Raw genomic sequence first — 20,751 nt, 5'->3', positions numbered from 1 at the left:
CATCCCTGACCATGGCCCGGCGCAACAGCACTTGTTGCACCGAATCATCCAAGGGCTCGAGTTGCTCAGCGAACAATGTCGAAAGCGGTCCCGGGCCGCGAAAACGAAATCGCCAGAATCTGCCTGAACGCCATTTCATGACTATGGACGTTGCGGGCAGGGGTCACATAGTGGCGCATGTCGCGGTCGAGGAAGAATGTCGTATCGAGGATATCCTCGTAAGTGGTTGCCGCCAGTTGCTCTTCCTGAGCGCTGTACAGACGACTTTCCGCGCCCGCCACATTGTGGCGGCCCCAGAAATGCACGCCGCTGAACGGGTAGCCATCGCAATGAATGCCTTCAGGGGTGATTTCCAATTGCTTGCCCGGCTTGATCTCGATGCGGATCTGATGGATCTGGCACTGCCAAACTTCATCATGCAACTCCGGCGGCAGGACGTTCTTGTACACCTCGAAGTCCGTGTCGATCAGGCTGCGCATCACGGGCGAGTTGATCACTTCATTGGAAAAGTCCTGGAAGTGCCGCTCCAATCCGCCGACATAGCTGTTATTGGCCTTGGACTGGACGTAGGCCCGGTGTTCGAGCTGCTTGAGTTCACGGGTCGCGGGGTTGTATTCGAAGTCGCTGTAGCGGCGAAAACGCATGCCTGACTCGGCCTGGCCGTAATAACTGTCGGGCTCCATGTTTTCCCAGCTTTTGGTCAGCCGGACAAAGTCGCCGAAATGACCGTAGAGATTGAAGTCTCCACCACGGACGTTGACGTATTTGTCTCGTCGTAGCGCTTCGCCCACTTCCCTGTTCAGAACGATCATTTTTCAAAGGTCTCCACTGCATTGAGCGGACTAATCTAGTAGGTGCAGGATTTGCGTCCATGAGAAAGTATTTGAAGCATTTCAAGCCGTACTTGAAACGGTACAAAAAGTTTCGTCAGTACGACTTTTTTGCACGGAAAAACGCGTTTGCGACGTCATTTTTGCAGTGAGCGACGGCGAATTTCGTTTTCGTCCTCACTGCGCAAGAAGTGACGCAGCACTGCGCAATTTACTAGGCGTTTTCGCCCCGCACGACTTGCCTTCAAACATCCAAAAAACGCTTCAGCCCGGCTGTTCACGGGCCTTCCTGAAACCTGGCTCATTCCTTGATAGATGTGCGGCCCTCACCGGGGCAATCCCCGGCCTCGCACCTTCGGCAAGGAGAGCCCAATGGCCACCCCGACGTTCATTCCACTCGACCCCAGGACATGGCTGGCGCAACAGCCATTGCAGGAAAACGAGCACCTTTATCTGATCATCAGTGCGGCAAGCGAGGCCGATGCGCTGCAAGCCCTTCGCACTTCGGTCCCGCTCCATCCGTTGCAACCCGTCTGGAGCGACACCCCCTACGCCACCTGGCAAGCCGTGATGCCCTACGTGACCGAACTCGACCCCGGCTCGGCATTCCTGTCCTGGATTGCCGAAACCGACAGCCTCGACTGGGGCTGGCTGGCCGTTTCCCGGTGTGATCCGGAAGAAGTGTTGGCGCACCTGCGCAGCCTCACGCAAGTGAAGATGCCGGACGGCAGCGAGGTCTTTTTCCGGTTCTGGGATGGGCGCTTCATCCATCCGATCCTCGAACACCTCGGTGAAGCCGCCGGGGATATGTTGCCGGTGTTTGAGCGTTATTTGATCAACGGCAAATGCTTGGAAAACCCTGCGAGAAAGGTTCCGGCGGTCAAGGATTGGCCGTGGTGGGAGGTGCCGAAGGAGCTGTCGGACGCACTGGCGGAGCAGAACCCCTCGGCACGGGTGGACGGCCTGATGCAGTGGCTTGAGGAGGAGCGCCTGGATCTTTATAGCGCTTGGCCCACGGACAATCTGAGATTGAAAGTCAGCCGCTGCGTACGCCGTGCAAAGGTTCAGGAAGCGCTGCAGGCAACCCTGCTGAGCGAGCTGATCCTGGAGCAATGTTGATGTCCGCAACGGATCACATTGCTTTCGTCGATGAGGAACTTGCGGCCTTCAAGGACAGTTTGAAGCGCTATCAAGAGCAGACCCGAGCCTGGTATTCGCAGTGGGCCGATGACGTCAGCAGACTCAACGACCTGCCTTCTCTGATGGGCATGGAGCGGGTCATCAAGGTCGGTGACAGCCAAAAAACCGTGGCCATGACTGACGGCGAATTCAACTCGAATGTAGCGCGGTGTCCGCTGAAGGGGCCGTTGCTGATCGAGGGCAAATTCGAGTCGGTCTACGACATCCCGATCGGCGATATCGACGTTGAAATCATCGATGTGGAGAGTGGGGCCACCAGCAAAATCAGACTCGACGCCCAGGGAAAGGCCAGCTGGACCGACGGTGTACCCGGCAAGTACTACCAGATACGCGTGCACAGCAACGTCACGCCTGCCCAGATCGACGCGTTGTTCAGCACTTATGACGGGCTGACGGGCGAGCTGGAAAAATTCCTGCGCAATAAATGGGAAGGCCCGGCGGGGCACAGGCAGCAATGGTCGAGCCTGTCTTTGTCCGGCACGGCCCTGGCGGTGGGCAGCGGCATCCTCGAAGGCGGCTGGGAAGCCATCAAGGGTGTGTGGGACGGCATCAGCCTGGTGCTGGAAATGCTGAAAAACCCGGCGAAGTTCATGGTTGAACTGGGCGAAGGGGCCGATCGGCTCATTGAAGTCGCCAGGCAAACACCCGAGGTCATGAAAAAGGCCATGCTGCTGGCCAGCGACGAGGCTGCGCTCTTCCTGATGATGCGTTGTGCGCTGATCTGGTTGGCAAGCCTGCCGCCGATGCAAATGGCCGGCGATGCCGCAAGGATGACCACCGCTGCGGTCATGGGAATCGTGATCGACATCGTGTTGGCAATTGTCCTGACGGTGGTTGCCGAGGGTACCGGAGTCGTTTATCTCGCGGCACGGTTGAAGAAATATGGGGAAATCATCCTCAAGGCGGTGATCGGTTTCGTAGAGTCAGTGTTTGCCATCATCGACGGCTTCATGGGGTACGTCGCCAAGTACATTCCAGTAGCGGTGCGGGGCACGGCGGCGCCCATGAAAAAAGGCGCGGTCGAGCTGCGCATCGATGGCAAGAGGAACGCCAGGATCGCCGCTGGCAAGACGGTCGACGATGCTTCGAAGCAGGCGACGACGCCGACCGGCAAGAGCGCCGAGCCCGCCGCCCGTACCTGCACCGACAAATGCCCGGTCTCGATGGTGACCGGCGAAGAACTGTTGACGCTCAACGATGGCCAACTCGATGGCCTGCTGCCGTTCGAGTGGACTCGCCTGTACCGAACCAGCGCAGCGGAAATCGACTGCGGCCTGGGTTATGGCTGGAGCCACGCACTGGCCCATCGGCTTGAAATCAATGCTGAAGAAGTCATTTGGACCGATCACGAAAATCGATCCATCCGCTTCCCGCGCCCGAGCAAGCAGCGTCCAGCGATTAGCAACAGTCTGTCCCGTGCGGCTATTTACCTGGGCGACGCTCCCAACGAGCTGATCGTGGCTCAAGCCGGGCAACGGCCCTCGTTCTATCACTTTCATTTGCACAACGATGGCGCGAGCTTGGTTGCCATCAGCGACAGCTATGGCAATCGGCTGCGCGTTACTCGCGACGTGCTTGGGCAGATCAAGCGCCTGGACAACGGTGCCGGGCGCGGGTTGCTCTTGCGCTACAACGGCAGTCGCATCGTCGCGGTCGATTACCAACAACTTAATGCTCAGAACATGCTGGAACGGTGCTGGACGACCGTCCAGACGCTGGTCTCCTACCACTATGACGCCCAGCATCGTCTGGTCGAGGCGACCAACGCCAGCGGGGAGACGGAGCGTTATCGGTACGACGAGCAACACGTCATCACCGAACGACAGCTAGCCGGTGGCGCCAGTTTTTTCTGGGAATGGGAGAACCAGGGAAAGCAGGCCCGTTGCGTTCGTCACTGGGCCAGTTTCTCGCAAATGCATGCCCGTTATACCTGGGACGACAAGGGCAGCGTCACCGTTACCCATGGCGACGGCAGCGTGGAGATCTACACCCACGACGACAAGGCCCGGCTCATCAGCAAGACCGATCCGGACGGCGCGCAACATCGAAAGGCCTATAACGAAAAGGGCCAGCTGATCGCAGAAAAAGATCCGCTGGGCGCCGTGACCGAATACCGCTACGACGAGGACGGTTTGCTGACAGCCGTCATCCCGACGGAAGACGAAGCGGTCGTCTACGAACACATCAACGGCTTCGTGAGCGATGTACATCGCGGCAAAGCCAGTTGGAAATACCGCCGCAATCGGCAGGGCGACATAACCCGGCAGATCGATCCTGACGGAAACATCACGTACTACCACTACAGCGACCAGGGGCGCCTGAGGCTCATCAGCCACCCCGACGGTAGCGCTCACTCATTGGCTTGGAACAACCTCGGTCAACTGGTTGAAGAAGGCCTGCCCGACGGCAGTCAGCTTCTATACACCTACGACACGCTCGGCCGGCAGGCCAGCCGCCAGGACGAACACGGCGCCATCACCCATTACCAATGGGACGCCGTGGGCCGTTTGCTGCAAACCACCTTGCCCGGTGGCGCCACCCGCACCTGGCGCTACAACGCCTACGGCAAGGTCATCGCCGAACGGGACGAACTGGGCCGCACCACCCGCTACGAATACGCCGACGATTTGCACCTGATCAGCCGTCGGCTCAACCCCGACGGCAGCGAACTCAAATATCGCTACGACTCGGCGCGGCTGTTGCTGACGGAAATCGAGAACGAATCCGGCGAACACTATCGGCTGGACTACACGCCCAACGGACTGATCCGACAGGAAACCGGATTCGACGGCCAGCGCACCGGTTATGCCTACGACCTCAACGGTCACCTGCTGGAAAAGACCGAGTTCGGCGCCGATGGCAGCCAACTGATCACCGCCTATCAGCGCGACAGCGCCGGTCGCCTGCTGCGCAAGACCTTGCCAGATGGCGAGGCGGTCGATTACTGCTACGACGCCCTTGGCCGTTTGGTCAGCGTCGACGACGGCCATTGGCCGCTGGCCTACGAGTACGACGCCCAAGACCGTCTCGTCGCCGAACACCAGGGCTGGGCCACCCTGCGTTATCGCTACGACAGCGTTGGTCGCCTGATCCACTGTCGCCTGCCCGACCGCAGCACCCTCGACTACCGCCACGCCCGCGGCGGCGCGCTGATCGCCATCGACCTCAACGGCACCTGCCTGACCGAACACCGCTTCAAGGGCGGCCGCGAAACCCAACGTCAGCAAGGCCTGCTGCTCAGCGACTACCGCTACGACGAACAGGGTCGCCTCAAAGCCCAAACCGTGTGGCAGACCCAGCAGCACCAACTGTTCTGGCGTGACTATTCCTACAGCGCCAACGGCAACCTCGCCGCCCTTTCTGACAATCGAAACCGCCGCAGCTACCAATACGACGCGCAAGATCGCCTAGTCCGCATCGACCATGCCCACAGCCAAGGCCCCGAACGCTTCGCCCACGACCCAGCGGGCAATCTGTTGCTACAAGACCGCCCCGGCCCGACCACCCTCAAGGCCAACCGCCTGCTCATGGAGGGTGACCGCCACTACGACTACGACGCCTACGGCAACCTCATCCGCGAACGCCGCGGCAAAGCCCAGTGCCTCGTCACGCACTACCGCTACGACAGCCAACACCGCCTCATCGGCGTCACCAGCCCGGACGGCAACGAAACGTCCTACCGCTACGACGCCTTCGGCCGACGCATCGAAAAGACCGTGGCCGGCCAGACCACGGAATTCATCTGGCAAGGCGAACAAGTCATCGCCGAAAGCAGCGACCGCCATTACCAAAGCTACGTCTACGAACCCGGCACCTTCCGCCCATTGGCCCTGCTCGAAGGCGAAGGCCCACAAAACGCCACGCCGTTCCACTACCACAACGACCACCTCGGCACGCCCCAGGAACTGACCAGCCACCAGGGCGAAATCGTCTGGGCCGCGCGCTACAACGGCTACGGCAAACTCACCGAACTAAGGCACGGCAACGGCAAGCGCCTGGAACAGCCGCTGCGTTTCCAGGGCCAATATCACGACCGGGAAAGTGGTCTGCATTACAACCGGCACCGGTACTACAATCCGGAGACGGGGCGGTATCTGACGGCTGACCCGATAAAGCTGGCAGGTGGGTTGAATGCCTACCGGTACGTGCGCAACCCGACGGGGTGGGTGGATCCGTTGGGGTTGGATGGGTGTCCTCCTGATGGAGATCAGGAGAAATCGACCTCTCCTGAGAAGAGAGCCAGAGTTGACACCGGGGAACCGCCGCTTCCAGATATCAAGTGGTCAAGCCCTAGTGTAAGGAGAGCTTCTGAAGCTCTGGATAGAGGTGAAATCTCTGTCACCGTAAAGAGCCGTGCGGAAGCAGAAGAGATTTTTTTAGGTAGATATGTAGGCGACGGATACAGAAACGCCGAAGAATTTAATTCAGCAACAGCAAAAAAGCATTTCAGAAAAACAAAAGAGCCAGAGAACTATTACCATTGGGACGACACACCGATTTCGAATATAAAAACCAGGAAAGTAACAATGGCAAATCATGACCCTGCCGACCCACATGGCGATCATCCACACTTACAACTTCACCCAACAAAAGGCGAAGCTATAAGAATCTATTGGCAAAACCCATACGAGAACCAAAAATGATTAAGGTAAATGTTCCAAAAAAAGTATGGTGGGGTTTAGAAGCAAAGTCGTATACCGAAATCGCACAAGAATTGCCATCGCCAGATAATAGCTTGCGAAGATGGATAGCTATTTATGCAATTTATCACCTAAATTTTAATAATAGACTGCCTGGCAGACGCTATTACAGCTTTCTGGAAAAGGCTAGAGGCTCAAAATATTTAGTCGTTGAATTCACAATTGAAAAAATACTACTTGAGACTAGAGATAGCATTGGCGCCAACGACACAACCATTACATATAGTCAAACAATGGATAGCGAAGAGGAAATAAATGTTTTCCTAACAAGCAAAGGAGTGGACCCACAACTATTTACACCTCCGTGGACATGCGACTACCCACTGGACTAACACCAGCCTAGACAATGGGCACAAAAAGCTTCATTCAACAGCAAGAGGTTAAAACCCTGGACATATCACATAACAAACCAATCACCCCAGACATATAGGTATCACAATGAGCTATATAGCGAACGAAATCGATATTGCAATCGAAACCAATTTTCTACCGCACAAAAAATTAAGCACTCAGGCTGTCGAAAAATTAACATTGAAATTAATAGAATCGTTCTTGGTTTTTGGGACAAAAACCCTCGACCCGACCAATCTGAAAGACCCTAAAAAAACGTATGACCCTGCCTTCTGGAATAAAATCGACAAGATAAATCATGTACAAGCCCCCATACTAATAGTACAAGACACAAAAACTCACGGATGGGAATTCGAAACCTCACGCGACTTGACGACATTATTGAGTGAAACCACCGGATATCCATTCTGGATCACCAGTAAAAATTTAAACTTCCTCACCTACATGGATGATCACGATTGCGTGTATACCAGTGAAGCCACACCCATATAGCGCAACAGTACAGGAAGCGCATTCGCCAGATAACATTCAGCGAGAAGTAAGCCATGTGGCCATATAACATTCAAAACAATGCACAGTGGATCTATGTATTTGGAAAAAACCACACACCAAAAAACATCAACATCTCTTATGCGATTTTTGAAAACCAATCAATGAGATTAAAATTAAACAGCCCAATAGAGCCCGACCACTGCCCCTCTAAATGGACCGATAAAGGGTACAATGAATTTGAATTCGAACTACTACTTGACCAGGTCAACTCAATTACCATCAACGAATTTAATTTTTCCGGCCCCATCTGCATATTCATTGAAAAGAACAAAATAGATCACGAAATACATTTGAAGACTTTAGACAATTGCATAACGAAATGTACGGCAAGAGGCGTGTACATCTCCAACATAAAAGCCTACCACAATGACCACAGCGAATAATGCCCCCAGATAAAACTATATACCCTAAGAAAATTAAACTCGGAGCAAGAGATCAATAAGTCTCAAAACAAGCAACACCTAAAACTGCTCACCTCCTCCGAGGCGACGTGACCACCCTCTATGAATCTTGAAATTTAGGCATGCCTTATGTTACCCATTTCATCGCCCCTCGGAAAAATCGTGCCCTTTTGGAACGAACTTGACGGAACTATATTTTTTAATAGGATTTTTTCCGGCCCCATTACCATTGGCGAAATTGAACTATCCTCGCTCACTTTGGACAACGACATCCCTACAATAATATTAGAATTCGATATAGCGGAATACCCCGACGCTCCTCCGCAAAAATGGAAGCAAGCAGGTTTCAACATATGCCGAATAGGTCTAAACTGCGGCACACCAAAAAAAGTAAAAATTATCAACATACCAACAAACAACAAGCTAACCGTTCAGATAACCCAACAACAAGATAGCCTTTTGGTTCAAGCCTTCAACGACACTTCACTTATAGAACTAGAAACCAAACATTTGCTGTTATGTGGCCCCTCGGCTTATAAAAACATAATAGATTAATCTTGATATCAGGCGCATCGATGAACAACGATCAAAAAATCATTCAACGAAAAGTATGGTGGGGTTTGGAAGCAAAATCATACACTAAAATCGCACAGGAGCTGCCATCATCGGATGAAAATTTAAGAAAATGGATCGCTATCTATGCGGTTTATCATTTTAATTTCGACAACAGGTTCCCTTGGAGCCGTTACTACGACTTTTTGGAGAATGCTAAAGGATCGAGGCATGTCGCAATTGAATTTACAATTCAAAAATCAATTCTTGAATTCAATGACGGCATCGACACCAGTAACGTGACCATTATATATAGCCAAACAATGGATACAGAAGAGGAAATAAATGATTTCCTGACGAGCAAAGGAGTCGACCCGCAACTATTTACACCTCCATGGAGGTGTGACTACCCCTTATAGCGATTAGCCCACCCTAACTTCTGGCACGGAACGCTCCGAAGACCACCTGCTAAAAAAATGGCACGCAAAAAAATTATTCACCGAACAGCGAAACCCACAATAAAAAACCCCGGCCAATCGCCATGCCGGGGTTCCATGGAAGGCTTTTAAACCCCATCACCCATCAAAAAACATCAATCGGATAATCCACAAACACCCGCAGCTCATTACCGCTGACGTTGTACTCACTGGACTTCTGCGACACACGCAACACCGAACTGCGCAAGCGCACGCTCAGGTCCTTGGCCGGGCCGCCCTGGACGACGTATTTGAACTGGTTGAAGATTTCGCGCTCGGTACCGCCTTCGCTGGTGGAGGTGGTGATGTTGTCGCCGCGCACGTAAGCCACATTATAGGTCAGGCCCGGGACGCCGAAGGTGGTGAAGTCCAGGCCGTAGCCCAACTGCCAGCTGCGTTCGTCTTCGGCGTTGAAGTCCGACCAGTAGGAGTTGGCCAGGTAGATGGTATTGCCGCCATCGCCGACACGATTCTGATCCCGTTGGTAGCCGCCGTAGGCGTAGCCGAGGTTGCTGTCGCCGGTACTGCGCTGGTGGGCGAGCGTGAAGCTGTGCGGACCGGTGGCGAAGGTGGCCGCCAGGCTCCAGATCTTGTTGTCGTCGCCGGTGACGTTGTTTTCCCGCACGTAGCTGTTATCCAGCTTGGTGCGATAGCCGTTGAAGTCCAGGGTCAGGGATTGGTCCTTGGCCAGCGGGAATACGTAGTTGGCGTTCACGTATTGTTTCTTCAGCACGTCCTCGACGTCCGAGGCGTAGAGCGAAGCCTTGAACTGTTCGGTGAATTGATAGCTGCCGCCCAGGACGTTGATCGACTTCAAGCCACCGCTGTCACGGCCTTCGGCGCTTTTACGCGACTCGGCGGTGAAACGACCGGCGTTCAGTTCGAGCCCTTTGATTTCCTTGGAGGTGATCAGTGTGCCGGTGTAGCTTTCCGGCAGCAGGCGCCCGTTGTCATAACTCAATACGGGCAGGGCCGGCATCTGGTCGCCGTAGGCCAGTACGGTGTTGGAGACGCGGAACTTCACCGCGGCACCGAACTTGGACAGGTCATCGGCCGCATTGCCGCTGTCGCCTTTCTTGAAGAAATCGATGCCTTGCGCACCCGTGCGTCCTTTGCCGCCGTCCAGACGCAACGCATACAAGCCGAATGCATCCACACCCACGCCCACCGTGCCTTGGGTGAAGCCGGACGAGAACGTACCGATGGCCGCCTGGCCCCATTCGGCCTTGTCCTCGTTACCGTCCTTGTAGTCACGGCTGATGTAGGCGTTGCGCAACAGCACTTTCAAGCTGCTGTCTTCAACGAAGCCCTTGGACTCAGCCTGGTCGTTGGCCATGGCGTGTGTGGTGCTCAATATCCCCAGTGCGATCAAACTGATGCGCTTGTTCAACATGATTATTTTCCTTATACGGGTTGATTCGCACTGCAACCGGCAACCGGAATGGCGCTTTTGCGCTCTTTATTCGGACTCTTGCTCCTGAAAATAATGAAAAGGCCCGCCCACGATGATCGTGTCGGGCCCTTTTATTATTTAAGAGTCATGGCTGTTGGCCACAGGCGTGGACGAATCCTAGTCGCGCCATGAACCCTGTGTCAATTTCGTGAATCATCTGTGATTAGGCGAAAAACGTCTAAGAACAGATCAGTTTGAACAACCGTCCAAGCCACAGACCGCTGCGGGTGCAGAATCGTGCAATGGCGTGGCTTGCTTCAGCCATTGGGCGAACGCCTCGGGCTTGCCCAGCCAGGGACCGATATCGATCAGCGTCAGCCGGCCGTCCCGCTCCAGGGCGAGCGTCGGGAAACCCTGCCCGCCGACCTTGGCCAACAAGGCACGGCTTTCAAGAAAATGCGCGTGCACATCGATTTCGGTGAATGACCGCCGGAATGCCTCGGCCTCGAAGCCAATGGAGTTGGCCAATTCCAACAGCACCGTTTCGTCAGCAATTCGCCGGTCTTCAACGTAATGGGCCGTTTGCAAGCGCTCCAACAACGCCAGGCCTCGGCCCTCGAGCTGTTCAGCCGCAAGAACCGCCGCAGTCGGAGGCGCAGAGTCGAAGACCGCCTCCTCGTCCCGCAAAAGCCCCTCGAAATAAGCCTCGCCAAACGGCTGCCCGGTGTATTCAGCGATTCTCCGGTCATGGGGCATCACGTAATTGCGCAACTGGGCGGAGACTTTCTGGCGATTAGCGCCGGTCATCATGCCGCCGCCATGGGCAATAACCGGCAATACTGTCCTGGCGGCCTGGATCAGCGGCTTGGCGCCGTAGCACCAGCCGCACAGTGGATCATAGATATAGTGAAGTTGGGTCATGAAGACTTCCGCCGGGGCTTTGGTTTCTGTAGCGGCAGGTTAGCCTTGGAGGACCGCGCGGAAAAACGCCGGAATGGTGTTCAGTCTGTTTCGTGGATCGGTCGAATCTGTGGGAAATCCACAGGCATAAAAAAACGCCGCCCTTGCGGGCAGCGCCTTGATCAATCCGTTGAATTCTATCCCTGCATCACATCCCACAACGCGTCCATTTCCGCCTCGCTGAACAGGCCAGCGGGGTAGCGCTCCATGATCGTCCGGCGCGGATCAGGCTCCCTGATCTGACGCGTTCCATTGGACTTCAACCACTGCGCCACGGCTTGGAGCGACTCACCATTAACAGCCAAAGGATGGCATGTGCGCTCGCTTATCATGTTCATTCCAGCGCCCTCCTGGTTGATGAGCGGCCAATCTATCCGAGGTTTATGACAAAACAACGCAGCTCCTCTCTTCAGAACTGCCTGTATGCCGATACAAGAGCTATGCCAATGTCATCACGTCGGCAACAAGCCAGACACAAAAAAGCCCGCGCTCCAATTGGGGCGCGGGCTTGCTCTGCATGGATCCAAAAACAGCGGCACCGGACCGCTGCGATTGATATCACCAGGCTGTTACATAGCCACTCATTTCATGCGCGGCGCCGGTTGTTGTTGGGTAAGGCAATGGATGTTTCCGCCCCCCAGTAACAGTTCCCGTCCCGGCACCATGACGACTTCATGCTGCGGAAACAGCGTCTGCAGGATCTCCCTGGCCGTGGCGTCCAGTGGGTCGTCGAAACTCGGCGCGATAATGCCGCCGTTGACGATCAGGAAGTTCACATAGGAGCCCGCCAGTCGCACGCTCGGATTGCGCTCCTGGGAACCTTCTACCGCGTCCACGCCGGCACATTCTTCTTCGGTGGCATACAACGGCCCGGGGATCGGCATTTTATGCACCGTGAACGGGCGGCCCTTGGCGTCGGTGCTGTTTTGCAGGACATTCATGGCCGCTTGGCAACGGGCGTAGTTCGGGTCCTGCGGATCGTCGGTCCAGGCGAGCAAGACTTCACCCGGGCGCACGTAGCAGCAGAAGTTATCCACATGACCGTCGGTTTCGTCATTGAACAGACCGTCCGGCAGCCAGATGACTCTATCCACAGCCAATTGAGCGCCGAGTACGGCCTCGATCTCTTCGCGGCTCATGTGCGGGTTGCGATTGCGGTTTAGCAGGCATTCCTCGGTGGTGATCACGGTGCCTTCACCGTCGACATGGATCGAGCCGCCTTCCAGCACGAAACCTTCGGTGCGGTAACGCGGGCTACGCTCGATTTCCAGAATCTTGCCGGCCACTTGCGAATCGCGGTTCCACGGCGAATACAGGCCACCGTCGAAACCACCCCAGGCGTTGAAATCCCAATCGACACCGCGTATTTCACCGTTGTCGTTGATGACAAACGTCGGGCCCGTATCGCGGACCCACGCGTCGTCGCTGGACATTTCTACCAGGCGGATATTCGGCACATCGAGGCGCGCCCGGGCGTTTTCATATTGGGCTGCGGACACCGCCACGGTCACCGGTTCGAAGCGGGCGATGGCCTTGGCCACCGCTACATGGGCGGCCTGCGCGGGCTTGCCGCCCAGGCGCCAGTTGTCCGGCCGCTCGGGCCAGATCATCCAGACCTGGCTCTGGGTCGCCCACTCGGCAGGCATGTGGAAACCGTCCGCGCGCGGAGTGCTGTACAAAGTTGTCATCAATCAGGACTCCAATGAGCCGTCGAGGGTTTTGATCGCGCCGTACAGGTTCGGCCGCCGATCACGGAAAGTGCCCCAGGCACTGCGAATGTGTTCCAGCTCGTCGAGGTCGAAGCTGTGTACTAGCACACCTTCTTCGGTTTCGTTCAGTTCCTGGACTTTTTCACCGAACTGATTGGCGATGAACGACGAGCCGTAGAATGTGATGTCGTAGCCATCCTGCTCTTCATTGCCGATGCGATTGCTCGCCACCAGCGGCATCAGGTTGGCGCCCGCATGACCTTGTTGAACGCGTTGCCAGTGGTCACGCGACGAGATGGTCTTGTCGTGCGGCTCACTGCCGATGGCGGTCGGGTACAGCAGGATTTCCGCGCCTTGCAGCGCCATGCTGCGGGCGCATTCCGGAAACCACTGGTCCCAACAGATGCCTACGCCAATTTTTGCGTAGCGGGTATTCCACACTTTGAAACCGGTATCGCCAGGATTGAAGTAGTACTTTTCATGGTAGCCAGGACCGTCCGGAATGTGGCTCTTGCGATAGACGCCCAGGTTCCGCCCGTCGGCATCGATGATCGCAATACTGTTGAAGCGCGCACGACCGGCCAGTTCAAAAAAACTGATGGGCAACACGACTTGCAACTCTTCGGCGACTTTCTGGAAATGCTTGATGGCAACGTTGTCGTCAACCGAAGTCGCCAGCTGCAAGTAGTCCGGGTTCGGCTTCTGGCAGAAGTATGGCGTCTCGAACAACTCCTGGATCAGGATGACCTGCGCGCCTTGGGCGGCCGCCTGGCGAACCAGCTTCTCGGCGGTCTCGATATTGGCTTCGAGATCCCAGGAGCAGGCCATTTGAGTAGCGGCTACGGTAACGATACGACTCATGAATCATCTCCTGGGCGATGGACAGAGGCGTATTTATAGCCGATAAAAATCGGCTTTTAAAGGAAATAAAATCAAAACTCCTATAATCAAGACTTAAAATCCCGACAAAAATCGATTTTAAGAGCACCGAAAAACCTGTGGGAGCGAGCTTGCTCGCGATAGCGGTAGGCCAACCAAATCACTATCGGCCTTGAACCGCTCATCGCGAGCAAGCTCGCTCCCACAGGGGAACAGCGTGGCGTGTCAGATTGGCTACAACCCCTCCTCCAATACCTTCGCCAGCATATCGACGAAGAAATCCACGCTCTGACGACTGGTGACCATCGGCGGCTTGATCTTGAGGACGTTCAAGTAATCACCGGTCGGTTGCATGAAAATGCCCAGCTCCCTCAAGCGATTGCACAGCGCCGTGGTTTCTTCGGTGGCCGGCTCCAGGGTGACGCGGTTGCGGATCAGCTCCACGCCCAGGTAGAAGCCCGAACCATGCACCGCTCCGACCAACGGGTATTGGTCGATCAAGGCTTCCAGGCGGGCTTTGAAATGTCCGCCGACCACCCGGGCGTTTTCCCAGAGGTTTTCTTCCTCCATGACATCCAGCACGGCCATGCCGATCTGGCAGCTGACCGGACTGCCGCCGGCAGACGAGAAGAAATACCCTTCGGCTTCCAGCGCCTCGGCGATCTCCCGGCGGGTGATGACGGCACCCAACGGCTGGCCGTTGCCCATGCCCTTGGCCATGGTGATGATGTCCGGCACCACGCCTTGCTCTTCGAAGCCCCAGAAAAACTCGCCCATGCGCCCGTAGCCAACCTGCACCTCGTCGGCGATGCAGACGCCACCACGCTCGCGCACCATGGCGTAGACCTGTTTAAGATACCCCGGCGGCAGCGCGATGCCACCGGCGTTGCCGTATACCGGTTCGCAGATGAAGCCGGCGAGCTGGCGTTTCTGCTCGGCGATTTTCGCCAGGTTGTGTTCGACGCTGCGCACGTAGTCCGGCGCACTGTCGGCCCCACGGAATTCACCGCGATACGTGTTCGGCGCCGTGACCGGATGCACCCAATCCGGACGACTGCTGAGGGCCTTTGGATTGTCGGCGATGGACGTCGAGACCGCGTCTGCCGCCACCGACCAGCCGTGGTACGCCTCCAGCACGCTGAGCATGTCGCGCCCGCCGCTGTAGGCCCAGGCCAGGCGAATCGCCAGGTCGTTGGCCTCGGTGCCGCTGTTGACCAGGAACACGCGATCCATGTTCGACGGCGCCAACGCCAACAGGCGTTCGGAGAACTCGGCGATCGCCGCGTAGTGGAAGCGCGAGTTGGTATTGAGCAGCGACCACTGCCGGGCCGCAACCGCTGCCATGCGCGGATGACCATGGCCCAGCACCGCGACGTTGTTGAGCATGTCGAGGTAGGAGCGGCCTTGCATGTCGATCAGGTGGTTGCGCCAGCCGCGCTCGATGCGCGGTGGATCGACGTAGTAGTGCTTCTGCGAACGGGCAAAACTCGCATCGCGACGGGCCAGCAGCGCCTCGGGATCGATTTCCGGCTCGGCATCACACGCCAGCCCCAGCAGGGCCGCGGGGGACGGGCATAGCGCTTGCCACGCTTGCGCCCGCGCCGGCGAGCAGAACAGCGGGGGATTCAAATGCGCGCCCCGGCACAGTTGGACCCGCAACGGCCCGGTCACTTCGCCGATCACCTGCCCCTTGACCAGCGCGGCCCCGGGCAGCAACGACGATGCCACGCCCCACAGGCACACGCTCAACTGCGGGCCATCGAGCCGCAGCAGGCCATCGACGCCCTTGTGCACCACGCCGGCGAAGGGTGACTCCAGTGGTGCGCCTTGCGGTACGTGCAATTCGACATGCAGCGGATAAGTATCGGGCTCGACGGCGTTGTCTGGCTGGGTGCGGGATAAGCGGTACTGGCCGTAACGGCTGGCCGCCAGACCGTGTACGGCGGCGGCTTCGCTCAACAGGCGTTGGTCGATTCCCGCCTGCTCCCAGTTACCGGCCTCGAAATGCGGGCTGAGGACGCCGAGATCGATCAAGGCAAAGTCGCGCCCCACCAGCGTCGGCAACAGCGGCGCGAAGCCCTCGTTGGCAACGGGCGGCAGGCTATGGCCGGCGGCAGTGAGAATCGCCGTCTCCATCAGCTCAAGCGGCACGGAACGGGCGACGTTGAAGATTTCCCACTCATGTTCAAGATTGTCACGGGAGTATTGGTTGTCCGGGTCGATCGCGACTTGTTGTTCACCGCTGAGTACCAGCACAGCGGCGCGGGCCACGATCAACGGCCAGAGCGCCAGGAGTTCTTCGCGCAGCAACGGATTGGTCGAGTGATAGGCCTTGATCGCGGGCAGGATGAAAAACGGATCGCCATCGGCATGGTGCAGCAGCGCTGCACAGGTCACCGACAGGTCGGTGATGCGCCAGGTGCGGATCAAGTCGCCAAAATCAATCACGCCCTGCATCTGCCACTGGCGCTGGGCGTCGCGCTGCCAGACCACGTTGTCATCCGTGATGTCCATGTGGATCGCCTGTATTGGCAGGCTGGCCTTGAGTGGCTGCAAGCGTCGTTCGGCCTGTTGCGCGACGTCGGCGATCAATTGGCGCCGCTGGTCATCCTGGATGACAGGCAGCAGGTGGTCGATCAACGCCGGGGCATGGCGCGCATCCCATTGCAGGGTGCGCTCCAGGCCCGGATGATCGAAGGTGGCAAGGGCCAGGTTCATCTCCGCACACAGCCGTCCCAACCCGGTTACCAGGTCCGGGGTCAAGTGCTTGAGCTGGGTCAGGGATTGGCCGTCGATGTATTCCAGCAGGCGTACATGGACCGTTTGTCCGGCGACTTCAAGCGTCAACAGATCCTCGCCACTGCTGGCCGCGATAACCGCTGGCACCTTCACCGCGCCGTGCCCGGCCAGCGCCTTCAAGGCCGCATGCTGGGCCTGTAGTTCCTGGATGGCGTAGTCGCCATGGCAAATTTTCAGCACATACCGGCCGCGCTCGCTATCGACGCGGTAGTTGAGGTCCTGGTGGCTGCCGAGGGGTCGCAGGTCGCCGCTGAGTCCGTAATTCAAGCGCAACAGCACCAACGCCTGTTCGGCGCTGATCTGTGGGCTTGGCAAACTGGCACGGTGAACCAACGTAGCGAGCGGCATACAACGACCCCTGTGTGGTTTTGTTTTGGATGCCTATCACGCCATTGAGTCGGGGGAATTAGCAACCCCTTCTTTTTGCTCCGCCGATAGCCCGCCTGCCATGACGCGCTCCTTGCGGATATTCGCTTGCACCCTCTTCGTCATGCCGACAAGCTATGCTCCATCGCTGTATCGTCTTATCGAAAAAAGGCTTAACCGGATGCGCATTCTCATTACCGGCGGCGCCGGCTTCATCGGCTCGGCTTTAATACGACATTTGATTGGCCATACTGACCATCAGGTCCTGAACCTCGACAAACTGACCTACGCTGGCAACCTGGAGTCGCTGAGCAGCATCGATCACGATAGCCGCTACGAGTTCGTGCAGGCCGACATCGTCGACCAACCGACGATCAGCGCGGTGCTGGGGCGATTCAAACCTGACGCCATCATGCACCTGGCCGCAGAATCCCATGTGGACCGCTCCATCGACGGTCCGGCGGATTTCATCCAGACCAATATCGTCGGCACCTACAGCCTGCTGGAAGCCACCCGTGCCTATTGGCAAACCCTGGCCGAACCGCAAAAGCGGGCGTTTCGCTTCCACCACATTTCCACCGACGAAGTGTATGGCGACCTGCATGGCGTGGATGACCTGTTCACCGAAACCACCGCCTACGCCCCAAGCTCGCCGTATTCGGCCAGCAAGGCGGCGTCCGACCATCTGGTCCGCGCCTGGCAACGTACGTATGGCCTGCCCGTGCTGCTGACCAACTGCTCGAATAACTACGGACCCTTTCACTTCCCCGAAAAGCTGATTCCGCTGGTGATCCTCAACGCCCTGGCCGGTAAACCGCTGCCGGTGTATGGCGATGGGCTGCAAGTGCGCGACTGGCTGTTCGTCGAGGACCACGCGCGGGCGCTGCTCAAAGTCGTCACCGAAGGGGTGGTCGGTGAGACCTACAACATCGGCGGCCACAATGAACAAAAGAACATCGACGTGGTGCGCAACATCTGTGCACTCCTTGAAGAGCTGGCGCCGCACAAGCCCGCGGGCGTCGAGCACTACGCCGACCTGATCACCTTCGTCAAGGATCGTCCCGGCCACGACCTGCGCTACGCCATCGATGCCGGCAAGATCGAACGGGAGCTGGGCTGGACACCATCGGAAACCTTCGAGAGCGGACTGCGCAAGACCGTGCAGTGGTACCTCGAAAACCTGCTGTGGTGCCGGCGCGTCCAGGATGGCAGTTATCAGGGCGAGCGCCTGGGCTCACTCGACAACAAGGATACGATTGCATGATGAAAGGCATTGTTCTGGCCGGCGGTTCCGGTACGCGGCTGCACCCGATTACCCTCGGGGTTTCGAAACAACTGCTGCCGATCTACGACAAACCGATGATCTATTATCCAATCTCGGTGCTGATGCTCGCTGGCATCAAGGAAATCCTGATCATCTCCACCCCACTGGACTTGCCGCAATATCGCAACCTGCTGGGCGACGGTTCTCAGTTCGGCGTGCATTTCAGCTACGCCGAACAGCCCGCCCCCGACGGACTGGCCCAGGCATTCCTGATTGGCGAGCAATTCATTGGCAGCGACCCGGTGTGCTTGATCCTCGGCGACAACATCTTTCACGGCCAGCATTTCGGCGAGCAGTTGCAGACCGCCGTAAATCGCGAGCGCGGTGCGACGGTGTTCGGTTATTGGGTCAAGGACCCCGAGCGTTTCGGCGTGATCGACTTCGACCCTGAAGGACGCGCCGTTTCCATCGAAGAAAAACCCACCGAGCCCAAGTCCAGCTATGCGGTGACCGGCCTGTATTTCTATGACAACGATGTCATACAGATCGCCAAGACCATCAAGCCGTCCAAACGAGGCGAACTGGAGATTACCGACGTCAACAACGCTTACCTGCAACGCGGAGATTTGCATGTCGAGCGGTTTGGACGTGGTTTTGCCTGGCTGGATACCGGTACCCATGACAGCCTGCTGGAGGCCTCGCAATACGTACAGACCATTGAGCATCGACAGGGCTTGAAGGTCGCGTGCCTGGAAGAAATCGCTTACCAGCAGGGTTGGGTCAGTCGAGAGCACGTTCTTGCGCGCGCCCAATATTTTGGCAAGACCGGTTACGGCCAGTACCTGTTCAAGATCGCCGGAGAGACACGTTGAACGTCATCGCCACGCGCCTGCCGGACGTCCTGATCATCGAGCCGAAGGTCTTCGGCGACGAACGCGGCTTTTTCTATGAAAGCTTCAACGCCCAGGCGTTCGCCGAAGCCACTGGCCGCGTGGTGCAGTTCGTCCAGGACAATCATTCGCGCTCGGCCAAGGGCGTGCTGCGCGGCCTGCATTACCAGATCGAACATTCCCAGGGGAAACTGGTGCGCGTCACCGAAGGTGAGGTCCTGGACGTTGCGGTGGACATTCGCCGCAGCTCCCCGACTTTCGGCCAGTGGACAAGCGTACGCCTGTCGGGACAGAACCATCGGCAGCTGTGGATTCCACCAGGATTCGCCCATGGATTCGTGGTGCTGAGCGAGTCAGCCGATTTTCTCTACAAGACCACCGATTACTACGCCCCATCAGCCGAACGCTGCATTCGCTGGGACGATCCGGAACTGGCGATCGACTGGGAACTGCAGGGCGCGCCGATCCTGTCCGCCAAGGATCAGGCCGGCAGCGCCCTTCGCGAGGCCGACCTGTTCCCATGAATTCCTCCTTGCGCATCCTGATCATCGGCCAGAACGGCCAGGTCTCCCAGGCCTTGCAAAAGCGCCTCGCGGCCGTGGGCGAATTGATCGTGCTGGGCAGTAGCCAGCTCGACATGGCGCGCACGGATGACATCCGCGCGCCTATCGATGCATTGCGGCCCGACCTGATCATCAATGCCGCCGCCCACACCGCCGTCGACCAGGCCGAAAGCGAAGCGGAGCGGGCGTTTGCCATCAACGCCACGGCACCGGGCGTGCTCGCCCGGGCGGCGCTTGGGCTGGGCGTTCCACTGTTTCACTACTCCACCGACTATGTCTTTGACGGTCGCAAGCCCGAGCCCTACACCGAAGACGATGCGCCCAACCCCCTGAGCGTCTACGGTCGCAGCAAACTGGCGGGCGAAGAGGTCATCCGCGAGGCTGGCGGGCAGCATCTGATCCTGCGCACCAGTTGGGTGTATTCCAATGCGGGGCGTAACTTCCTGCTGACCATGCAACGCCTGCTCCAAGAAAAACCCCACCTGCGGGTGGTGGCCGATCAGATCGGCGCACCGACCTGGGCCGGTACCATTGCCGACAGCACCGCAAAGTTGATAGAGCGCTGGCAGGCCGGACAGTGCGGAGCCTGGGGCACTTATCATCTGACGGCCCAGGGCCAGACGTCATGGTTCGGCTTCGCCCAGGCCATCGGTGAAAACCTGGTGGAGCAGCACAAACCTTGCGCCGTGCTTGAGCCAATCCCCTCCAGCGAGTACCCGACACCGGCACCGCGCCCGCTGAATTCGCGACTCGATTGCACGCGCCTGCTCCGGGAATGGGGCGTGAGCCAGCCAGGCTGGCGAAGCGCTTTGCGACAGTGCCTTGCCGGACAAGCCTAGGCATAATGCGCCTGTAACCACAGGCGC

At 57.5% G+C, this 20,751-nt stretch carries 18 protein-coding genes; 11 read left to right on the top strand and 7 right to left on the bottom strand.

Features of this window, described 5'->3' with window-relative positions:
* Window positions 1-65: 65 nt before the first annotated feature.
* The gene (locus tag JMN22_RS14700) at window positions 66-812 is read right to left on the bottom strand and encodes a 2OG-Fe dioxygenase family protein (protein WP_030141513.1); all 747 of its coding nucleotides are present in this window, start codon (window positions 810-812) and stop codon (window positions 66-68) included.
* Window positions 813-1,202: 390 nt separating this feature from the next.
* Here JMN22_RS14700 and JMN22_RS14695 point away from each other — a divergent pair, with 390 nt between their 5' ends.
* The 7 genes from JMN22_RS14695 to JMN22_RS14665 all read left to right on the top strand — a co-directional run bounded on the left by JMN22_RS14695 (window position 1,203) and on the right by JMN22_RS14665 (window position 9,005).
* Window positions 1,203-1,949 carry a DUF4123 domain-containing protein gene (locus tag JMN22_RS14695; RefSeq protein ID WP_198797066.1) on the top strand — a complete coding sequence of 249 codons (747 nt, stop codon included), beginning with the start codon at window positions 1,203-1,205 and terminating at the stop codon, window positions 1,947-1,949.
* The gene (locus JMN22_RS14690; protein ID WP_198797065.1) at window positions 1,949-6,673 is read left to right on the top strand and encodes an RHS repeat-associated core domain-containing protein; all 4,725 of its coding nucleotides are present in this window, start codon (window positions 1,949-1,951) and stop codon (window positions 6,671-6,673) included. Before JMN22_RS14695 ends, JMN22_RS14690 begins: the two co-directional genes overlap by 1 nt.
* The gene (locus tag JMN22_RS14685) at window positions 6,670-7,062 is read left to right on the top strand and encodes a hypothetical protein (protein WP_198797064.1); all 393 of its coding nucleotides are present in this window, start codon (window positions 6,670-6,672) and stop codon (window positions 7,060-7,062) included. Before JMN22_RS14690 ends, JMN22_RS14685 begins: the two co-directional genes overlap by 4 nt.
* A 106-nt stretch (window positions 7,063-7,168) precedes the next feature.
* The gene (locus JMN22_RS14680; protein WP_198797063.1) at window positions 7,169-7,573 is read left to right on the top strand and encodes a hypothetical protein; all 405 of its coding nucleotides are present in this window, start codon (window positions 7,169-7,171) and stop codon (window positions 7,571-7,573) included.
* 53 nt (window positions 7,574-7,626) lie between these two features.
* The gene (locus tag JMN22_RS26850; protein WP_198797062.1) at window positions 7,627-8,016 is read left to right on the top strand and encodes an Imm50 family immunity protein; all 390 of its coding nucleotides are present in this window, start codon (window positions 7,627-7,629) and stop codon (window positions 8,014-8,016) included.
* Between the two features lie 180 nt (window positions 8,017-8,196).
* Window positions 8,197-8,589 (top strand): Imm50 family immunity protein, encoded by a 393-nt coding sequence (locus JMN22_RS14670; protein WP_198797095.1) that lies wholly within the window; start codon window positions 8,197-8,199, stop codon window positions 8,587-8,589.
* Between the two features lie 20 nt (window positions 8,590-8,609).
* Window positions 8,610-9,005: a hypothetical protein gene (locus tag JMN22_RS14665; protein WP_198797061.1), complete on the top strand. Its 396-nt coding sequence runs from the start codon at window positions 8,610-8,612 to the stop codon at window positions 9,003-9,005.
* Window positions 9,006-9,168: 163 nt separating this feature from the next.
* On the opposite strand, the gene JMN22_RS14660 is transcribed toward JMN22_RS14665, so the two are convergent.
* From JMN22_RS14660 to JMN22_RS14635, 6 genes are all read right to left on the bottom strand, one after another.
* The gene (locus tag JMN22_RS14660; protein ID WP_198797060.1) at window positions 9,169-10,455 is read right to left on the bottom strand and encodes an OprD family porin; all 1,287 of its coding nucleotides are present in this window, start codon (window positions 10,453-10,455) and stop codon (window positions 9,169-9,171) included.
* A gap of 249 nt (window positions 10,456-10,704) precedes the next feature.
* Entirely contained in the window at window positions 10,705-11,376 is a 672-nt protein-coding gene (locus tag JMN22_RS14655; RefSeq protein ID WP_198797059.1) for a DsbA family protein, read from the bottom strand.
* Between the two features lie 176 nt (window positions 11,377-11,552).
* Window positions 11,553-11,753 (bottom strand): hypothetical protein, encoded by a 201-nt coding sequence (locus JMN22_RS14650; RefSeq protein WP_198797058.1) that lies wholly within the window; start codon window positions 11,751-11,753, stop codon window positions 11,553-11,555.
* Window positions 11,754-11,996: 243 nt separating this feature from the next.
* Complete coding sequence (gene aguA, locus JMN22_RS14645; protein WP_198797057.1) at window positions 11,997-13,103, bottom strand: agmatine deiminase; 1,107 nt, start codon at window positions 13,101-13,103, stop codon at window positions 11,997-11,999.
* Between the two features lie 3 nt (window positions 13,104-13,106).
* Window positions 13,107-13,985, bottom strand: coding sequence for an N-carbamoylputrescine amidase (aguB, locus tag JMN22_RS14640; protein ID WP_030141523.1), 879 nt, complete (start codon window positions 13,983-13,985; stop codon window positions 13,107-13,109).
* 252 nt (window positions 13,986-14,237) lie between these two features.
* Window positions 14,238-17,150: an aminotransferase gene (locus JMN22_RS14635; RefSeq protein WP_198797056.1), complete on the bottom strand. Its 2,913-nt coding sequence runs from the start codon at window positions 17,148-17,150 to the stop codon at window positions 14,238-14,240.
* Between the two features lie 199 nt (window positions 17,151-17,349).
* Here JMN22_RS14635 and rfbB point away from each other — a divergent pair, with 199 nt between their 5' ends.
* The 4 genes from rfbB to rfbD are packed head-to-tail and all read left to right on the top strand — an operon-like array spanning window position 17,350 to window position 20,724.
* Window positions 17,350-18,432, top strand: coding sequence for a dTDP-glucose 4,6-dehydratase (gene rfbB / locus JMN22_RS14630; RefSeq protein WP_198797055.1), 1,083 nt, complete (start codon window positions 17,350-17,352; stop codon window positions 18,430-18,432).
* Entirely contained in the window at window positions 18,429-19,304 is an 876-nt protein-coding gene (rfbA, locus tag JMN22_RS14625; RefSeq protein WP_030141526.1) for a glucose-1-phosphate thymidylyltransferase RfbA, read from the top strand. The genes rfbB and rfbA overlap by 4 nt, the downstream gene beginning before the upstream one ends.
* Entirely contained in the window at window positions 19,301-19,846 is a 546-nt protein-coding gene (gene rfbC, locus JMN22_RS14620; RefSeq protein ID WP_030141527.1) for a dTDP-4-dehydrorhamnose 3,5-epimerase, read from the top strand. The genes rfbA and rfbC overlap by 4 nt, the downstream gene beginning before the upstream one ends.
* Entirely contained in the window at window positions 19,843-20,724 is an 882-nt protein-coding gene (gene rfbD / locus JMN22_RS14615; protein ID WP_198797054.1) for a dTDP-4-dehydrorhamnose reductase, read from the top strand. The genes rfbC and rfbD overlap by 4 nt, the downstream gene beginning before the upstream one ends.
* The last annotated feature ends 27 nt before the right edge of the window (window positions 20,725-20,751 follow it).

The organism is Pseudomonas sp. HB05, assembly GCF_016756915.1.
Taxonomy (GTDB): Bacteria; Pseudomonadota; Gammaproteobacteria; order Pseudomonadales; family Pseudomonadaceae; genus Aquipseudomonas; species Aquipseudomonas alvandae.
This window is presented reverse-complemented; position numbering and strand designations above follow the sequence as displayed.

Coding starts and splice junctions, on each gene's coding strand:
- JMN22_RS14660 (WP_198797060.1), bottom strand. CDS start 10,455: ATGTTGAACAAGCGCATCAGTTTGATCGCACTGGGGATATTGAGCACC.
- rfbD (WP_198797054.1), top strand. CDS start 19,843: ATGAATTCCTCCTTGCGCATCCTGATCATCGGCCAGAACGGCCAGGTC.
- rfbA (WP_030141526.1), top strand. CDS start 18,429: ATGATGAAAGGCATTGTTCTGGCCGGCGGTTCCGGTACGCGGCTGCAC.
- rfbB (WP_198797055.1), top strand. CDS start 17,350: ATGCGCATTCTCATTACCGGCGGCGCCGGCTTCATCGGCTCGGCTTTA.
- JMN22_RS14685 (WP_198797064.1), top strand. CDS start 6,670: ATGATTAAGGTAAATGTTCCAAAAAAAGTATGGTGGGGTTTAGAAGCA.
- JMN22_RS14665 (WP_198797061.1), top strand. CDS start 8,610: ATGAACAACGATCAAAAAATCATTCAACGAAAAGTATGGTGGGGTTTG.
- JMN22_RS14655 (WP_198797059.1), bottom strand. CDS start 11,376: ATGACCCAACTTCACTATATCTATGATCCACTGTGCGGCTGGTGCTAC.
- JMN22_RS14695 (WP_198797066.1), top strand. CDS start 1,203: ATGGCCACCCCGACGTTCATTCCACTCGACCCCAGGACATGGCTGGCG.
- JMN22_RS14690 (WP_198797065.1), top strand. CDS start 1,949: ATGTCCGCAACGGATCACATTGCTTTCGTCGATGAGGAACTTGCGGCC.
- aguB (WP_030141523.1), bottom strand. CDS start 13,985: ATGAGTCGTATCGTTACCGTAGCCGCTACTCAAATGGCCTGCTCCTGG.
- JMN22_RS14635 (WP_198797056.1), bottom strand. CDS start 17,150: ATGCCGCTCGCTACGTTGGTTCACCGTGCCAGTTTGCCAAGCCCACAG.
- aguA (WP_198797057.1), bottom strand. CDS start 13,103: ATGACAACTTTGTACAGCACTCCGCGCGCGGACGGTTTCCACATGCCT.
- JMN22_RS14680 (WP_198797063.1), top strand. CDS start 7,169: ATGAGCTATATAGCGAACGAAATCGATATTGCAATCGAAACCAATTTT.
- JMN22_RS26850 (WP_198797062.1), top strand. CDS start 7,627: ATGTGGCCATATAACATTCAAAACAATGCACAGTGGATCTATGTATTT.
- JMN22_RS14700 (WP_030141513.1), bottom strand. CDS start 812: ATGATCGTTCTGAACAGGGAAGTGGGCGAAGCGCTACGACGAGACAAA.
- JMN22_RS14650 (WP_198797058.1), bottom strand. CDS start 11,753: ATGAACATGATAAGCGAGCGCACATGCCATCCTTTGGCTGTTAATGGT.